General features: G+C 59.8%; 9 protein-coding genes and 1 pseudogene. 6 read left to right on the forward strand and 4 right to left on the reverse strand.

The window, feature by feature from the left end; genetic code table 11:
• Window positions 1-741: 741 nt before the first annotated feature.
• Complete coding sequence (locus ABX749_RS02955; protein ID WP_372894686.1) at window positions 742-4,488, reverse strand: PVC-type heme-binding CxxCH protein; 3,747 nt, start codon at window positions 4,486-4,488, stop codon at window positions 742-744.
• A gap of 233 nt (window positions 4,489-4,721) precedes the next feature.
• The gene (locus ABX749_RS02960; protein ID WP_372894687.1) at window positions 4,722-5,594 is read right to left on the reverse strand and encodes a neutral zinc metallopeptidase; all 873 of its coding nucleotides are present in this window, start codon (window positions 5,592-5,594) and stop codon (window positions 4,722-4,724) included.
• Between the two features lie 224 nt (window positions 5,595-5,818).
• Here ABX749_RS02960 and ABX749_RS02965 point away from each other — a divergent pair, with 224 nt between their 5' ends.
• Together ABX749_RS02965 and ABX749_RS02970 are read left to right on the forward strand one after the other, a co-directional pair.
• The gene (locus tag ABX749_RS02965; protein WP_372894688.1) at window positions 5,819-6,766 is read left to right on the forward strand and encodes a YdcF family protein; all 948 of its coding nucleotides are present in this window, start codon (window positions 5,819-5,821) and stop codon (window positions 6,764-6,766) included.
• A 717-nt stretch (window positions 6,767-7,483) separates the two neighbouring features.
• Complete coding sequence (locus ABX749_RS02970; RefSeq protein WP_095741090.1) at window positions 7,484-8,116, forward strand: response regulator transcription factor; 633 nt, start codon at window positions 7,484-7,486, stop codon at window positions 8,114-8,116.
• Window positions 8,117-8,178: 62 nt separating this feature from the next.
• Here ABX749_RS02970 and dinB read toward each other — a convergent pair whose 3' ends face one another.
• Together dinB and ABX749_RS02980 are read right to left on the reverse strand one after the other, a co-directional pair.
• Window positions 8,179-9,354 (reverse strand): DNA polymerase IV, encoded by a 1,176-nt coding sequence (gene dinB / locus ABX749_RS02975; RefSeq protein ID WP_372894689.1) that lies wholly within the window; start codon window positions 9,352-9,354, stop codon window positions 8,179-8,181.
• Window positions 9,351-10,751, reverse strand: a complete 1,401-nt coding sequence (locus ABX749_RS02980; RefSeq protein WP_372894691.1) for an amidohydrolase family protein — start codon at window positions 10,749-10,751, stop codon at window positions 9,351-9,353. The genes dinB and ABX749_RS02980 overlap by 4 nt, the downstream gene beginning before the upstream one ends.
• A gap of 204 nt (window positions 10,752-10,955) precedes the next feature.
• Between ABX749_RS02980 and ABX749_RS02985 the strand changes: the two genes are divergently transcribed.
• The 4 genes and pseudogenes from ABX749_RS02985 to ABX749_RS03000 all read left to right on the forward strand — a co-directional run.
• Entirely contained in the window at window positions 10,956-14,567 is a 3,612-nt protein-coding gene (locus tag ABX749_RS02985; protein WP_372894692.1) for a secretin N-terminal domain-containing protein, read from the forward strand.
• Window positions 14,568-14,704: 137 nt separating this feature from the next.
• Window positions 14,705-15,712 (forward strand): hypothetical protein, encoded by a 1,008-nt coding sequence (locus ABX749_RS02990; RefSeq protein WP_372894693.1) that lies wholly within the window; start codon window positions 14,705-14,707, stop codon window positions 15,710-15,712.
• Between the two features lie 3 nt (window positions 15,713-15,715).
• Complete coding sequence (locus ABX749_RS02995; protein ID WP_372894694.1) at window positions 15,716-16,627, forward strand: ion transporter; 912 nt, start codon at window positions 15,716-15,718, stop codon at window positions 16,625-16,627.
• 160 nt (window positions 16,628-16,787) lie between these two features.
• Window positions 16,788-17,542: pseudogene (locus tag ABX749_RS03000) on the forward strand (hypothetical protein); the annotation flags it as partial.

A 17,542-nucleotide genomic window follows, 5' to 3' on the forward strand; every position in this document is an offset into this window, starting at 1 on the left:
GCGTTGATCCACCAGGCCATCGATTCGCCGCCCGATGGAACCGTGCGGATCAGTTGCGGTGAAACGACGACGACGGAGGAGTTGGGATGTTTGTTCAACGCGTTGGCCGAGCTGTGTCGGTGATGTTGGCGGAGCTGTGTCGGTGATGCTGTGCATCACATTCCGGCGTTCTCCCATCACCGCCGGCCTGGGTCGGCAGAAGAAGGCGGGCTGAAAAAAACCAGCGTAAACAACGAGACAAGAAAATAAAATGACAGGAAAATAGTTACTCCTCGCTAATCACCACGAACCCCGACTGCGGAAATTCAGTTCCGCTCGACAGATTCTGAGACGTCCCTGAGACCGATCGGCGTTGTTCGTCGCGATGCGATGGACAAGAAGGTTGGTCAAAAAATTGGTTGGTCAAAAAATAAGAATAGCGGCACTGCACACGTGTACGAGTGAATCAATGAGAATCAACCACATAGGCCGTGCGGAACCTCAGTGGTCGATTCACTGTCGCGTTGGGGTTCCCGACGGATACCTCCGCCTCCCCCTGACGGAACTCTTCATTTTCTGACCACCAAATTTTTTGACCGATTTCTCGTCGTCCAACGGGCGTGATGAATGAAATAGGGTGGCGTTCAGCGAGAATTGTCGGAAAAAAGCATCGAAGTGTCTGACCAAACCGGCACCGGATCCGGGTCATTTTCTTGTCACCCATTTTCCTGTCGAACCACTTCCAGACCGCCGGGATCTGATTCACTCGCCGAAGACGACGGCCTGATACAGGTGGAAGGTTCCTTTGCCGTCCAGTCCGATCCGGATGTACTGCCCCTTCGTGCCTGCGGGGAAATCGATCATCCACTCGCCCTTGAGTTTGTCGGCTTTCCAAACCTGTTCGTACGACTGGCCATCCATGCTGACCCAGACCGTCAGCCCTTCGGCTCGGGAGTAGAACTGCTGGGACAATCGGTTTCGCAGCAACAGGTGTTTGAGCGTCGCGGGTTCCTTCAGCCGAATGGTGACGTATGGCGACTGCACGTCGTGGTCGCTGTGGAAGGCGAAATCGAATCCCTCGCGGCCGACGGGAGTCAACAACAGGTGGGGGTCGGAGTTCCAAGTGCCGTTGCCGAAATTCTGTCCCAGCTTGATCGCCGCATCATGAGAGATTTCCGACACGCCGTTGTGCGACCGCAGTTTCGGCTCGGTGCGGTACTTGGCACTCGTCCATCCGCCCCGCTGTGACACCTTGCTGATCGCGCGTTGCGAGGACAGGTAAGCGAGCAGGTCCAACACTTGGATCGGCGCGATTTGTTTGACCAATCCTTCGGGCATCGAGCTGGCCTTCATCGGTTTTTCGATTTCGATGTCGTCCAGGGGGATATCGACCTGTTTGCCGTTGGCGATCCCCAGCGAAAGGGTGTCATCGGTTTTTGCGATCACGAATCCGTTGAAGGTATCGCCGTCGACGGTCAGGATATTGACCGTCTCGTAGCCTTTGCTGATCTCGGCATTGGGCATCACGATCGAGCGGATGATTTTTTCTTTGTCGAACCGCGATCCGATATCGGACAGGTCCGGTCCGAACTTCTTGCCCAGGTCGCCGATCTGGTGACAGGCCGAGCAGACTTGTTTGAACACGTCTTCCCCGCGGCCGGCGTTTCCACCGCGCAGCCCGGCCAGGGTCTTGATGGCCGCGTTTCGGTCCGCTTCGGATGCATCGACGTCGTCGGCGATTTCAAGTGGAATGACGGCCGCGCCGCCTGGGCCGGCCATGCGTTGAAATCGCAAGAAGTAGTTCTTGGCTTGCTCGGAACTGTTCGCCAGAAAGTTGTCGGATTTTTGAGCTTCCGACCAGGCCGGCTCCAGCGCGTACAAGGTGTGTTCGAGCGTGTAATCGATCCAGTAGTCGACCGGATGATCGGTCACCGCCAACGCCAATTCGGTCGCGTCGGGGGTTTCCAGGAAGCTGATTCCACGCAGGGCTTCCAGTCGAACACGCGGGTGCGGATCGGAGGTTGCGGCTGCCAGATAGTCGTGGGCGGCATCGATCCGCAGCATTTCGTTGGTGACGGTATGGATGGCCGCGGCGCGGGCTCGATAGTCGTCCGATGCCAAGACGCGGTCGATCAAATCCGTGTCGACGCTTCGAAAGCTCTCTTGAATCCACATCGCTTCGCACAGCCGTCGCGGATCCTCCGTGTCGGCGATCCAGTTCGCGAGTGCTGCAAACACCTTGTCTTGCGGGCGGTCGCGCAAGACGCGTCGCACGCGATAGCGGGTGCGCAGTTCCGGCACCAACAGCTGATCAAGCAATTCCGCTTCGCTCAGTTCGGTCAAATCGACGATCGGTAACAGCGGTTTGTTCTTGTTGACCAGACGATAGACACGGCCGTGCGTGTGGTCTCGGTTGGGGTCCCGTTGCGAGTACTGCATGTGACCGATCAACGCGTTGCACCAGTCGCCGAACCAAACCGCTCCATCGGGTCCGATTTTGGGATCGACGGGGCGAAAGATCATGTCGGTTGAGGCCAGCAGGTCGGCGACCCGTTCGCCCTCGTAGCCCGCGCCGTCGCTCTCGTAACGAAGATTGAATCGCGGCATGCCGTGCATGTTGATCACGCAGGCATAAATGAATTGTCCCTGCATCTCGTCGGGCAGATGTCGTGACAACAGGAACTCGTTGCCGACCGCCGGACGCATGCCCTCGTTATCAAAGACCGGTCGCAGCGTCTTGCGGGTGTCGACCTCTTTGCCGGCCAAGGGGGCGATCCAATGTTGTTTCGCGTTCGTCCCGTCGCCGACGATCCCGTTGCCCCACTCGTCAAAGACCAGGCACCAGGGATTGCCGTAGCCCGGTGTGCGATAGTGGAGGACGCGTTGCGAGATCGGATCGAACACGTAGGCACCGGCGGTGCTTTTGTTGCGGAACGGGCCCCAGGGCGTTTCCAGCGTGGTCGATAACGAGACGCCTTCGAGCATGTGCAGCTGGCCGCCGTGAGAAAACTCCCAGGCGCCCATGGTGTGGTGCGTGTCGTCGGTGGCGATGCCGTCGATCAATTGAATCACTTCATCGGCCTGGTCATCACCGTCGTTGTCCTTGAGAAACAGGATCCGCGGTTCGTCCACCACCAGAACGCCGCCGTCATAGAACTCGAATCCGGTCGGGCAGATCAGTTTGTCGTAGAACGTTTTGCAGACGTCGGCTTTGCCATCGCCGTCGGTGTCTTCGAAGATCAACAGCCGGTCGTTCGGCGGCGCCGCGCCGGGTTGCCATTGCGGGTAGTTGGCCATGCACGAGACCCACAAGCGGCCCTTGGCGTCGAAGGCGATTTGATTGGGATTGGCCAGCTCGGGGAATTCACGTTCGGACGCGAATAGTTGGACTTCCATCCCGTCCGGGACCGTCATCATGTCGATCGATTCTTCGGGCGTCGGATAAACGAGTTCCTGCGGTTCTCGCATCTTGCGAAAGTTCTCGTCTCGCGTTCCGAACATCGTCTCGGGGATGACGACCTCACCGGTGCCGGAATCGTCTGGCCGGTCGGCGACGGGGTTGCCCTGGGCCAGATCCCAAATGTACTGATCTCGTACCGCGACCATCTCTCGAATCTTGCGGTATTCGCTCGGGAAGGTCTCGGTGTCCCAGGTGCGTCGACCGCCGTAAACGTACCAGCCGTTGAGCATCCGGTAGTCTTGCAGGTGCAGCCACGATTTGTCGTTGACCCACTTTTGCACCAATTGGAACCGGTCGTCATCAAACGATTGCGAATCACTGAACTGCGAATCACGGAACAGCGCGCGATCGAGCAATTGCGACACCCAACGGTCACCGCGTTCGTTCAGATGCAGCCCGTTGATCGTGTATTGGGTTCCCGGTTCGGCATCAAAGGCCGCTTTGGATTCGCTGAACAGGTCGATAAACGGCAGGTTTTCTTCGGCAGCGAGTTTCTCGATGGCGTCGCGGTAGATCTTCAGCGCCGCGTTCCGCTCGCCGGCATCGGGATGCAGGGGATGGCCGGTGGATTCAAACGCGATCGGGCTGATGAGCACGAATTGTGCTTTGCCGCCGGAATACGTCGCGTTCATCTGGGCCAAGTAGTCGCGGTAGGCAGCGACAAAGGCGGCGACGGTCGCGTCGTCCGTGCCGGCGTAGGATTCGTTGGCGCCGAAGAAACACAGGTAGGCCTCGGGGCCGAAGACGGCCAGCGGGTCGTCGATCTTGGTGTAGCTGCCCGGTCGCTGGCGGTTGCCGACCTCATCGGCCGGCCAACAGAAATTACGGAACCGGATGTTTGTTCCCGCATGCCGCAATTGCAGTCGGGTTTCAAAGTTCCCGTACAGGTTCATCCGCTCGCCGAGCGAATTGCCGACCAGTGCCAGTTTGATTCCCTCGCGCAGCTGCAGTGCCGGGGCGTCTGCCGCTGCGATCGGGGACGCGGTAAACAGCGGGCATGCCGCCAGAAAGACAAAGAGCGATGCCGAGAGATAGCCGAGACGTCTCATGGGGGACCTGAGATAGGAAATCGGGGGCGGAAATCCGAGTCAAAAACCACACCTGACCGTCCGCCGGTGGGTACGGTGGGCTGAATCAGAACGACGAAGACGAACGCACTGGAGCGGTCAGTATAACCGGCCGCTGAAAAAAATCGTCACCCGAACGGGCTTGGTGATTCCGATCTCCCGGCCCGTGGATCGGAAATGCAGCCCGATCCGTCGACGTGATGGGCGGCTACCGATCACAGTTCACGCACGCTGAAAGTATCGCCCTGGCTGAAGTCGCCGGTTTCCAGTCCTCTCCTGAACCAGCGCAGCCGTTGTTCACTCGTTCCGTGAGTAAAGGATTCGGGGACCGCGTAACCTTGACTCTGCTTTTGCAAACGGTCGTCCCCGATCGCCGCTGCGGCGCGGAGTGCCTCCTCGACGTCGCCCGGTTCAATGATTTGCTTTGTCCTTTGGGTGTGATGCAACACGACACCGGCGTAGAAGTCCGCTTGCAGCTCCAGACGCACCGAGGCTTCGTTCGCTTCGGCTCTGCTTCGTGTGCGTCGGATCTGTTCGACATAGTCTGTTTTGCCGGTCAGGTTCTGGACGTGGTGGCCGACTTCGTGAGCGATCACGTAGGCTTGTGCGAAATCGCCAGGGGCGCCGAGCTGCCGATCCAACTGGACGAAAAATGACGTGTCCAAATAGACGCGTTCATCGGCTGGGCAATAGAACGGGCCGGTTGCCGCCGACGCACCGCCGCATGCCGAGGTGGTGTGTCCGGAAAACAATACCAGGATGGGTGGTCGATACCGCTGACCGCTTGCCGCGAACAATTCGGTCCAGACATCTTCGGTGTCTTTCAAGACAACCTTCGACAGTTCGCCTCGCTCAATTTCTTCACGAGGAAGCTGGTCCAGGGCTGCCGCGCCACCTCCGGGAACGGCGCCGCCTTGTTGTGCCGCCTGCTGTTGCTGCTGCAAAAACTGCTGCGGATTTCCACCCAGAAGCATGATCACCACGGCGACGACGATGACTCCGAGCCCGCCGCCCGCTGCAGCCACACGACCTCCCGATCCACGACGGTCTTCGACATTGGTGCTTCGTGCTCTACCTCTCCAACGCATGATGATCTCCTCGACGGGGGGACAGAACCTGAGATGGCCGGTTGGTCCGACGATTGGTCCGTCACCGGTCTATTCCTATCGTATGGTTGAGGCAATCATGAGATTGGCGACTCGAGCAGGATGCAGCAGGTATACTTCCCCCGGGCGACAGGCTGAACGTCGGATTGGGGTAACGTCGTTGGTCGACATCTTTCAACTTTCTGTGCAAGGAAACACTACCAACGATGGAGTCTCTTGAGGTTCCCAGTCATCAACACGAGCGGTCGCTTGAGCGTCGGGGGATCGGCAAGGCGCTCGTCGTCGGAATCCTTGCGGCGGGATTGCTGGCGGTTTCGCTGGTCGCCTTGACCGGCATTCAAGCAGGCAGGTCTCCGGCCGAGCGCGCCGCGACCAGTCTCGCGATGCCGATCGCGTTGATTTGGTTGCTGTTGTTCGCCGGTACGATCGCATGCTTCATCCGCAGACGTGTCCCGCTGGCGACCCTGTTTGCACTCGCCTGGTTGACTGTGGGGATTGTGTTCAATGGCTCGGTCGCCGGCCGATGCTTGCGTTCGCTGGAATATCCTGCGGCGTCCGATCCGGCAGCGAATCTGGAGTCGACGCTGGATGCGGTGGTCTTGCTCGGTGGCTACGCCGCCGACAATCGCTTCGAGGTGCCCCAGCTCGGCCACGACGGACAGCGGCTGTTGTTCGCCGCCCAGCTCTGGCATGCGGGCAAGACGAAAACGCTGATCAGCACCGGAACGGCAACCGGTGATGCCCGGGATCCGTCGCTGATCGGGCGTGAATTGTTGACGTCCATCGGTGTTCCCGACCACGTCATTTTTGAGGTGCCGGGTGTCAACACCGATGCGGAAATGGTGAATTTGAAAGCCTTTTTTGAGGATCCGCCGGATCAGTGGCTGCAGCTTGTCGGGGCGACGAGGGACCAATTCAGTGCGGGCCCTCAGGCGGGCGGCCCCTCGATCGGGCTGGTCACCTCTGCCGTCCATCTGTCCAGGGCCATGCGGTTGGCGGACAAGCGGGGGCTGAACTTCACCCCGCTGGGCTGTGATTTCAATGGGCGGCCGGCTGGCCGGTTCGAGTTCCGCGATTTGATCCCCTCTTCCGGCGCGGGGAGGACGTTTGCGGTCGCATTAAAGGAGCAACTGGCGCGAATTGTGGGAAGGTGAAAGGGGGGGGAGTAATGCCCGCAAAACTCGCGATCACGCGAGATTTCGATTGGGAATTCACTTGTCACACCCGTAGAATGAGGTAGCAACAAACCATTGGGGCCTCTCGCGAGGTGTCATGGAGCCGCTCAGTGAGCATTTTTGGCAGGTTTAGCCGGCGGAGCCCCGTCAGCACGGATTTTTTGATTCACCAGATTGACATGTTTTCGAGAAAAGAGCGGGCATTTGGCGATTTTTGAGTACTTCGGTGACATTCCTCGCCAACTTGCTCCCCCTTGGGGTGTGACAAGACCGTCCAGACGTAGTGACAGTATCTATTTCTGTGTGCGAATATCGGTCATACTCCCAGCCACTCGAAATTAGTAGCAAAACACGCTCCAGGACGGATCGAGTTCCAAACTGGTGGTGTGGGGGCGGTGAATGGCTGCAAGTCGACATTGTTGTTTTAGTAGACGAACGTTCCGGCAGGAACGAACGACACAGGACGACGATGTGGCAGGATGCCGAGTGGTCAGGACGTTGTTCGGTTCGCCAGCCTTGGGCAGGCGAGACGAGCAGCAAAAGAGAAAGGGGTGTGGTTGGACAACAACCAAAAGCGCCCAAGCATTTGTAATTTCACATTTCTTGCCCCGCGAATCGAATTCCCCCTACTGAAGTAAGTGGTAGTGTTCGCAGGGTAGAGAGAACCCAAACCCCTGGAATCAGAAAGGAGATTCTATGAGTAAGAATCTATTAGTTGTCGACGACCATTTGGTCATTCGGATGGGCCTGAAGGCGATGTTGGAAGGGACCGATTTGGTCGTTGCCGAAGAAGCCTGTAACGCGGCAGAAGCATTGGCGGCCGTGGAGCGATCGGTGCCGGATTGTGTGCTGATGGACATTCGCATGGACGGCGGCGATGGCCTGAACACGCTGGGACGATTGAAACTGGATCATCCCGATCTGCCGATCGTTCTTTATTCGGCTTATGACAATCCGACTTACATCGCCCGTGCGGTCGCCCTCGGGGCAGCCGGTTACGTGCTCAAATCGGCACCGCGTGACCGATTGATCGATGCTTTGAACACGGCTGCAAGCGGTGAATCGGCATGGACGCGCGAAGAATTGCGACGCGTCACCGGTGCCCTGGCGACGCCGCGATTGAGCCAAGAATTGGACGTTCCGTTGACGCATCGCGAAAGCGAAGTGCTTCGTCAGATGGCCCAAGGCTTGACCAATAAAGAAATCGCCAAGATGCTCGGCATCAGCTACGAAACGGTCAAGGAACACGTCCAGCACATCTTGCGCAAGATCGGCGTGACCGACCGTACGCAAGCAGCGGTTTGGGCCGTGCGAAAGAACTTGGTTTGACCCTGACGTCGAACCATTGAACCCAAAACGGCCGTCTCTGCCGATGCAAGACGGCCGTTTTTTTATTGGCGGTTTCGCCAGCGATGGCTGGCCGCACGGTACACCGTTTTGGCGCCCAGCTGTTGCGAGAGCTGATCGACGACTTGGTCGACCTTTCGTTCGGCTTGCTGTTGCCGGGGATCGTCGAACAAGGAAAGCTGCACCGGTCGGTCCGAGGCGACCAGCGATCCGAGTGACACCCCCAGCAGCCGCACCGCACGCGGCTCGCTGTGTCGCATTTGATCGAGCAACTCCGAGGCGATTTGGATCACGTCACCCGTCCGGTCGGTCGGTGATCCGGTGCTCCGTGATTTCGTGAACGTCTTGAAGTCTTCTCGACGGTATTTCAGCGTGATCGTGGCCGTCTTTTGTTTGCTGGTGCGCAACCGCATCGTCGTCTGTTCGCACAGGAAACAGAGCACGGCGTGCAGCAGTTCGGCATCGGTCTGGTCGTCTGTGAATGTTCGCTCGTGGCTGATTTGTTTGGCGTGGCGGTCCGGCACGACGGCACGGGCGTCGATGCCGTTGGCCAATTTCCAGAGATGGTCTCCCCAATCACCGAGATGGGACACCAAGAGCGTGGGATCGTAGCGGCGGATGTCGCGGATCGTTTTCAGTCCCAAGCGATGCAGCCGATGCCGCCCGACCGAGCCCACGCCCCAAAGCTTTTCAACCGGCAGCGGGTCCAGGAACGCCGTCAATTCCGACTCGCCGACGACGACAAACCCGTTCGGTTTATCCAGGTCGCTGGCAATCTTGGCGACGAATTTTCGTGGCGCGATGCCGACGCTGGCAGTCAGTTGCAGTTCGTCTTGAATCGCATCCTTGATCCGACGCCCGATCGTTTCGGCATCACCATGTAAACGCTCGGTGCCGGAAACATCTAGAAACGCTTCATCGAGTGACAACGGTTGGATGACCGGCGTGAACCGCCCAAAGATCTCACGAACCTGTCGACCGACGTCGACATAATGAGACATCCGGCCGCGGATGAAGACCGCATGCGGACAAAGTTCGGCGGCACGACGGCCCGGCATCGCGCTGTGGATGCCGTACTCGCGGGCTTCATAGCTGGCCGCTGCCACCACGCCGCGCCCCGTCTTGCTGCCCCCGACGACCACCGGTTGACCCTTCAGTTCCGGGTGATCGCGTTGTTCGATCGACGCGTAAAAGGCGTCCATGTCGATGTGCAAGATCATGGTGCGGAGGATCCATTGGAGGATGCCGAAGCATATCGGATTCGACCTCGCAGGATCGTGGTCTCGAGCCAGCGGTCGTCCCAGGCAAACATCAACGTCGACAACGGCTGGGGAGAGTCTCGCCAGGGAACGTCGGGCCGAATGACTAGCAAATCGGCGGAGCAACCGACGGCGACGCGACCGACATCGGTCCAACCCAAGGCATCGGCATTGCCCGCGGTGATTTGGTGCCAAGCCTGGGCCGCGGTCGGGATCCACGCCGAATCATCGACTCCACGCCCCGCGTTCATCGAAACCCGGACCGCCGTTTCAATCATCGCGCGGCCGACGCGAACCATGCTCCGCTCAAACCCGGCGCCGATGTCGCTGCCGAGTGTCAACGTGATTCCATGCGAAAGGTGCGAATGACGGTTCATCAGCCCGCTGCCGAGAAAGGAATTGGCCGTCGGACAATGGGCGATGGTGCCGCCTTGCCGTGCCAGACGCGTTTGTGACGCCGAATCGAGGTAGATGCCATGGCCGAAAATGCTGCGTCGCGTCGCCAGTCCGGCGGCGGCGTAGACGTCAAGATAGTCTCTGCCGCCAAAACGCTGGGCAACGGCGTCGCATTCGGCGAGCGTTTCCGCCAAATGGGTTTGAATGACGGCTCGGTGCGATGCCGCCAGTCTGCCGGCATGCTCCATCAGACGCTCGCTGCAGGAGAGTGCAAAGCGGGGTGTGACGGCGGCCGCCATCCGTTGGTCGGCCGGAAACTGTTCCAGCGTGCGAGCGACCTCGTCGGCCAACTGCTGCGGCGGACGCAATAGTTCCGGCGGCGCGTCCCGGTCCATCATCACTTGGCCGACCACGCCGCGAAATCCAATCTCACGAAATGCTTTCAAAGCGGCCATCGTGGCGTCATGGGCCACGGTCGCGTAGGCACAAACGCCCGTGGTTCCCACCGCCAGGCACTGCCGCGCCACCCGATCGATCATCGATTGAGCAAAATCGAGATCGTTCCAACGTTGTTCGGCGGGGAAAATCACTTCCTGCAGCCAGGGCAACAAACGCAATCCGGCCACACCGATGGCGTCAAATTGGGGCAGATGAAGGTGGGTGTCGATGAATCCGGGGCAAATCAGCGTCTCGGGATCACCGTGATCGACCCGGCTCGACACGTTTCCGAATTCGACGCCGACGATTCGGTCGTCGGAAATCTCGACGACTCCCGGTCGGATCGTGGCATGCCCGTCGGGCTGGGACTGCAGGATTTGGCCGCCAAGGGTGATCATCGTGACCGGATGGTTCAGTGAAATGGGACGATTGGGAGGTTTGATGCCGGGTGAATGTCTTTCCGGATCGGAATAGATTGCCAGGCTTGCCGAGACTTTGGGTTCGTTACTTGTTGTGGCAATCATGCCTGATAGACGGATTCGCTACCAGTATCGCGGTCAGTTTGACTGTAGGGGATGCAAGGGGCACGACGATCACCAGGGATGAGCGGAGGAAGCGCTCTTGGAGTTCCGTTCTGTTTGCCGTTGACCTATGTACGCCTAAAGGTGTTGCCCGTGCACCGTTTGAAAACCGTTGTCACCCCCGTCGCCGTCGGTCTCAGGCGAGCGATGAGTCTGAAGCTGGTCGCGGCGATTGCTGTTTCGACCGCTTGTGCCCAATCGCCACAACTTCCTCCACCCGGAGGTGTCACCGGCACCGCGCCATCCCGAATGCCCTCGATGGACGCCGAAGCCTACCAGCGGTATGTGCAGCGGTCGGTGCAGGGAGCGACCCACGGGGCTGCCAACTCGATGGTTCGGACGGTTGCCGCGACGACTCCGGCGACTTCGATCGGCGATTCCCCGCAGTTGCGCAAACTGGCCGTACCGGCCGCCCACGCCGACGCGATCGCGACGACGCTCAGTCTACGGTATCAAGATTTACCGGGCGTCACGATTTCTCCCGACCCGGCAAACAGCCAATTGGTGATCATGGCGCCGGCCAAGACCCAGGCGGTGATCGCATCGCAAGTCAAAACACTCGTCGCCGGCGCGGTTCGCCAAGCATCCTCGGTGACCGCCAGCCCCGTCAGCGTGCGACTGCAGAACATCTCCTGGCGCGAATTCGAACGCGACTTGAAGCAGGCCGCCGGACAAGATGTTCCGATGACGACCCGCAACAACGGCAACCAGGTGACGTTCCAAATGAACGTGCCGCCGATGCAGGGGACGTTGGTCGAAGTCGACCGCCGGCAAAACCAAGTCACCGTCCGGGCACCCGATCCCGCCATCCCCGGTTGGGAAAAAATGATTCGTGCCCTCGACCGAGTGCCCAATCGCTACGACGACGTCACCCAGGTGCACCGATTGCAACAAGCCGACATGGCACCGGTGCAACGCACCATGCGATTGCTCCGCGCACTCCGCGGCGATGGGATGTCCCCTTCCAACCCCGGTGTGTTTCGCAACGCGGTGATGCAAGCCGATCAGGGCAGTGCACCGGGTGCGGGTGACCAGGGCGGATTGCCCGCCGACGTTGAAGCCGCCGTCGAAGGGGCCGGTCCGCTGGGTGATGTGCAAATCGAATACGTACCCGAACTGGGCCAGATCATCGTCAAGGGTGCGACCCGAGACGTTCAACGCGTGATGGAATTGATCAAGGAGATCGAATCCAAAGCCCAACTGACCCAACCCGATTCGAAGGTCGTTGCCCTTCAGCATGCCGATGCCAACGCGGTGGCCGAGTTGCTCACGCAGCTTTACGACGACGTGTTGTCGACGCGCCAAGGCGACGTCAGCATCACTTCGCTGGACAGCCCCAATGCATTGTTGTTGATCGGTCGCGCCGAAGCGATCGCGTCGCTGGAAGACTTGATCAAGAAGATCGACCAGCCGGTGGAAGAAGCCAGCCGCCTGCGTGTGTTCCGGCTTCAGAACGCCTCGGCCGTGGATGCCCAGGATGCGATTTTGACCTTCTTCAGCAATCGTCCCGGGATCGAAGAAGACGTTCGCAACGGCTTGGGACCGCGTGTTCGAATCTCGGCCGACTATCGAACCAATTCGCTGATCGTCAGCGCCGCGCCGCGTGACATGACCGAGGTGACTCGGTTGATCAATGAACTCGATGTCGAAAAGACTCCGGCGACCAGTGAGTTGCGAGTCTTTCAGCTCAACAACGCCGTTGCCGAAGACTTGGCCACCACGCTTCAAGACGCCTTTGCGGCCGGCGAAGTCGCCACCGCCGGCGACGCCACCGCCCCGTCGACCTCGCTCTCGATTCTGACGGTCGATAGCGACGAGCGACGGATGGTGGAATCCGGCATCTTGGCCGGAGCCACGATCACCGCGGAAACGAATTCGAATTCGATCGTCGTTCGCGCCCCTTCCTCGAGTATGCCGTTGATCGCGGAACTGATCCGTCAATTGGACAAAGCCCCCGGCATCGACTCGCTGGTGAAGGTGTTCACGATCGAAAACGGTGACGCGGCTCAGTTGGCCGCCTCGTTGGAGACCCTGTTCGGGTCCGACGCAGCCACCAGTGGAACCAGCGTCGGTGGTGCAAACGCCGCCGGATTGCCTTCGGCCACCGCGTCTGCCGACAGCTCGCTTGTGCCGCTACGTTTCTCGACCGACATCCGCACCAACAGCATCGTGGCCAGCGGATCGTCATCGGACTTGGAAGTCGTCGAAAGCATCTTGCTGCGATTGGACAGCGAAGGGTTCGCCGAACGAATCACCGAAGTGATTTGGCTGAAGAACAACGAAGCGACGTTGGTCGCCGCGGCGATCACCAACTATGTCAACGAACGTCAACAATCACAAACCACGATCCAGCAATACCAGCAAGGCCTCGGCCCGTACGATCTTCTCGATCGCGACATCGTGGCGATCGCCGAAGAAAACTTTAACAGCATCCTGTTGAGCGTTTCACCGCGACTGTACGAAGAAGTTCGATTGTTGATCGAGCGACTGGACCGTCGCCGCCCGATGGTGCTGATCAAGGTTCTGTTGGCCGAGGTGTCCTTGGAAGATTCGTTTGAGATCGGCACCGAACTCGGGTTGCAGGACTCGTTGGCGTTCAGCCGTGGTCAAGCCGCCGGCGCTTTCGGCAGCACGCTCGACCCAGGCGATCCGGGATTCAATTTCAACAACGCGGGTGTTGCAAACTCCAATGATTTTGGACAAAACGCATTGGCCGCCAGCACCGTCTCGACGTTCGGGCTTGGCCAGAGCAACCCGGCGATCGGCTACGGTGGATTCGTGCTCAATGCCGCCAGCGATTCGGTCAGTCTGTTGTTCCGCACCTTGCAAGACGCCGGTCGGGCACAGATTCTCAGCCGCCCGCAGTTGATGACGGCCGACAACACGGAGTCGCTGATCAACGTCGGACGACAGATCGCCCGATTCCGTGGCAGCACGGTGACCAACAACACGGTGACGCAGAACATCGAAGACATCACCGTCGGTCTGATTCTGAACATTCGACCGCGTGTCGGAAGCGACGGAACGATCTTGATGGAAGTCAACATCACTCGGTCCGATCGTGATACCGCCAACGGGACGACCGTCCCGGACGGCGACGGAGGTACCGTTGTGATCGACGACATTGTCGACACCACGGCTCAAGTCACGCTGTCGACCATGAGCGGCCAAACGGTGATCATGGGGGGACTGATTCAAAAGCTTCGCGCCAACAGGAGCCGCCGTCTCCCTTACCTGTCCAACATTCCGATCTTGGGCAACCTATTCAAGTACGACTTTGAGACCGAAGAACGCCGAGAGACGTTGATCGTGTTGACGCCGATGCTGGTCACCGGCGAACAGGACTTGGAGTACATCAAGCAAACCGAGTCGAGCCGGATGAGTTGGTGCTTGGCCGACGTGGTGGAAGCCCACGGCGACGTGGGCTTGAGCGGCGGCTACGGATTGTGGGGACCGGCGATCGGACCGACGATCTACCCCGACGTGCACCCGACGATCGACGGAGAAGTCGTCGTCGGCGAACTGCCCCCGGGGGTCATCACCGACCAGAACAAGCCTGTCATCGGTCAGCCCGCCGGCGAATCGATTCTGAATCCGACCTTCGGAACCGAAAACCTGGCACCGGCCAACCGCAGCGATTCACTGCCTGCACCGCGGCCCGACGTGAATCAGTCGTCGTTCCAGATGCCCGCCGGCATGATCGGCAGCGAAGCCGACCAGACGCTGCCGGCCGGTTGGGTCAACCAGGTCAGCCAGTAGGCGATCGCCATTAGCGAAACGAGAGTGGGAGAGGTTTCCAGCCTGTCGAACCTGAACCGACAGGCGGAAAGCCTCGCCCGCTGCGTTGATCCACCACTCACTCTCCACCCGATCCTTCACGAACGATCTGAATCGATATGTCACACACAGCACGCAGCACCAAAGCATTGGCCGTCGCCGTTCTCGCTGCCGGGTCGCTCGTCGCCGGCGGATGCACCAGCCCGGCGACTCGGGGCGATTCCAAACTCGCCAACTTTTTCGAAACGCCGGGTTGGATGAAGAAGGCTCCCTGGTCCAAGAGCCAGGACGAGCCGCCGACTCCCTATCCCGGTCCGGTCAAGATGGCGACGACCTGGTCGCCCGATGTGCTGGTCCAAACCGGCAAGACGCCGACGCGTGGTTTCGGCGGACGCTTGTTCTTCTTTGATGAGAAGACGAAAGCGGTTCCCGTCGAAGGCACCCTGACGGTGCACGGTTTCGAAATCGGCGCCGACGGCAAAGATGCTCAGGTCAAACCGTTTAAGTTCACGCCGGAACAATTCACCAAGCATTTCAGCCAAAGTGATTTCGGCGCCAGCTACAGTATCTGGATTCCGTGGGACGCCGCCGGCGGAGAAGAAAAGCGGGTCTCGCTGGTTCCCACCTTCCAAACCACCAAAGGCAAGATCGTGCAGGGTAGTCCGACCAAGGTCATTCTGCCCGGTCGTAAACCCAACCACGAGTCCGGCGTGGCCAACAGTTATCTGTCGCCCCAGTACCGCGGGCACCAAGATGCGATCGCGCAACATGCGACCCGTCCCAGCGGTCTGGTGACCACGACGATTCGGCGTCATTCCGCATCGCCTGACGGAACAACCACACTGCCCAGCGGTTCGTTGCAAGACCGCGTCAACGCGATCGCAGCGACGTATCGCAACGCGACCGGCGAAGGCAGCACGCCGTTCATCGATGTTCCGCTGACCGCCCCGTCACTGGCCGGTCAGACCCCCGGTAGGGTGTCGACACCCGGCGTGATGCCGGCCAGTGCCGTGATGTCAGCCAGTGCGGTGATGTCGGACCAGGGTGCCAACCCGGTTCGATCGGCCGGCGCTGCGGTCACTGCACCGCGTCGCATCCAATCGCCCGTCGCAGGCAGCGACAGGTAACCGATGAGCCGACGCCGATCAAAAGCCGAGCAACGTCCCGATGGTCCGCCCTGGCGCGTGACCATGCACGACGTCATCTTTGAATCGGACACGCCGGCCGGTTGGGTGTTCGACGTCGCACTGCTGCTGGCGATTTTGTTGAGCGTCACGGTGGTGGCGGTCGAAACGATCCCCTCGGTCGCCGAGCGAAACTGGCTGATCCTGGGGCGGTTCGAATGGTTCTTGACCGTCCTGTTCACGATCGAGTACACCGCGCGGCTGGCCTGCGCCCGACACCCGCTGCGGTACGCCGTCAGTTTCTGGGGTGTGATCGATCTGCTCAGTATCTTGCCGACCTACATCGGGTTCTTTTTCGTCGAGAGCGACGCCAACTCCTTCGTCATCCTCCGCAGCATCCGTCTGCTGCGGGCGTTCCGCGTGCTGAAGCTGTGGCGGATGATGGACGATGCCGAAGAGTTGTCACAGGCGATTTGGAAAGCTCGGCACAAGATCATCGTGTTCCTAATCGTCGTCTTGGTCGCCGTGACCATCAGCGGCACGTTGATGTACTTCGTCGAAAACGTGATTCCGCGGATGACGCGGGGAGAATCACCGGCGGACGATTCGGAGTTCATCGCCAGCCAGTTCGATTCCATTCCCCAGGCGATGTACTGGGCCATCGTGACGATGACCACGGTCGGCTATGGCGATATCGTCCCCAAGACCACGATCGGAAAGTTCATCTCCGCCACGCTGATTCTGCTCGGTTACAGCCTGATCATCGTGCCCAGCGGGTTTGTCACCGCTGAGCTGACGTCCAAAAAGTCCGCAGGACCCGCCGGCGAAACGAAGTGTCCACGCTGCACGTCCGCCGAACACCATGGCGAAGCGGTCTACTGCTACCGCTGTGGCGAAAGGCTGACGGCAGAGGGCTGATCGGCGAAAGGCTGACGGCCGCTTGATGGGGCGGCTCATGATCGTGGGAAAGGCGTCCAGCTTGCGACGCGGACTTGGCTGGAAGCCCATCCCACTTGGTTTCCGCTCGTTGCTAGACTGGTGGTTTATCAAACCGACGAACCGATCGAAATTGAACCCCATGAAGCCTGTGTTCCGAATCCTTTCCTCCATTCCGCTGCTGTTCTGTTTTTGTAGTTTTGCGTCGTGCGATCAGCCATCGACGACGAAGGTCGTCGGCGAGACGCCGGATGCGACTGCGGCGATCCCGCCGATGGAGCTGGAAGGTTCCGACTGGCCGCGTCTGTTGGGGAAACACTTTGACGGCGTCGCCGAGGTATCCGGCAAGGCATTCGATTGGAGCAAGACGCCGGAGATCGCCTGGCGGCTGCCCGTCGGCGATGGCTATGGGCTCGGCTGCGTCGTCGACGGACGCTACTACCACGCCGACGCCGTACGCAGCGATCAGTCGTCCGGCGGGCGGCAGACGGTCGAGCGGTTGCGGGCGTTTGATCTGAACGATGCCCGTTTGATCTGGTCGGTCGAGCGTCCGCTGGATTACCGAGACCTGTATGGTTATGAAACCGGTCCGCGAGGGACGCCGACCAGTGACGGCAAATCGATCGTCACGTTCGGCTGTGACGGCGAATTGTGCTGCCGCAATCTCGCCGACGGCACGTTGAAATGGAGCGTCTCGACAAACAAGGACTATGGCGTGGTCCAAAATTTCTTCGGCGTCGGATCGTCACCGTTGCTGTTGGATTCGATGGTGATCGTGCCCGTCGGTGGCAGCCCCCCGGAAGATCAACAGATCGCGCCGGGGCGACTCGATCGGGTGATCCCCAACGGATCGGCGCTGGTCGCGTTTGATTTGGCCAGCGGAGAGGAGGTTTGGAA

Origin of the sequence: Stieleria sp. (assembly GCF_041595215.1) — a bacterium.
In the GTDB taxonomy this organism is placed as follows: Bacteria; Planctomycetota; Planctomycetia; order Pirellulales; family Pirellulaceae; genus Stieleria; species Stieleria magnilauensis.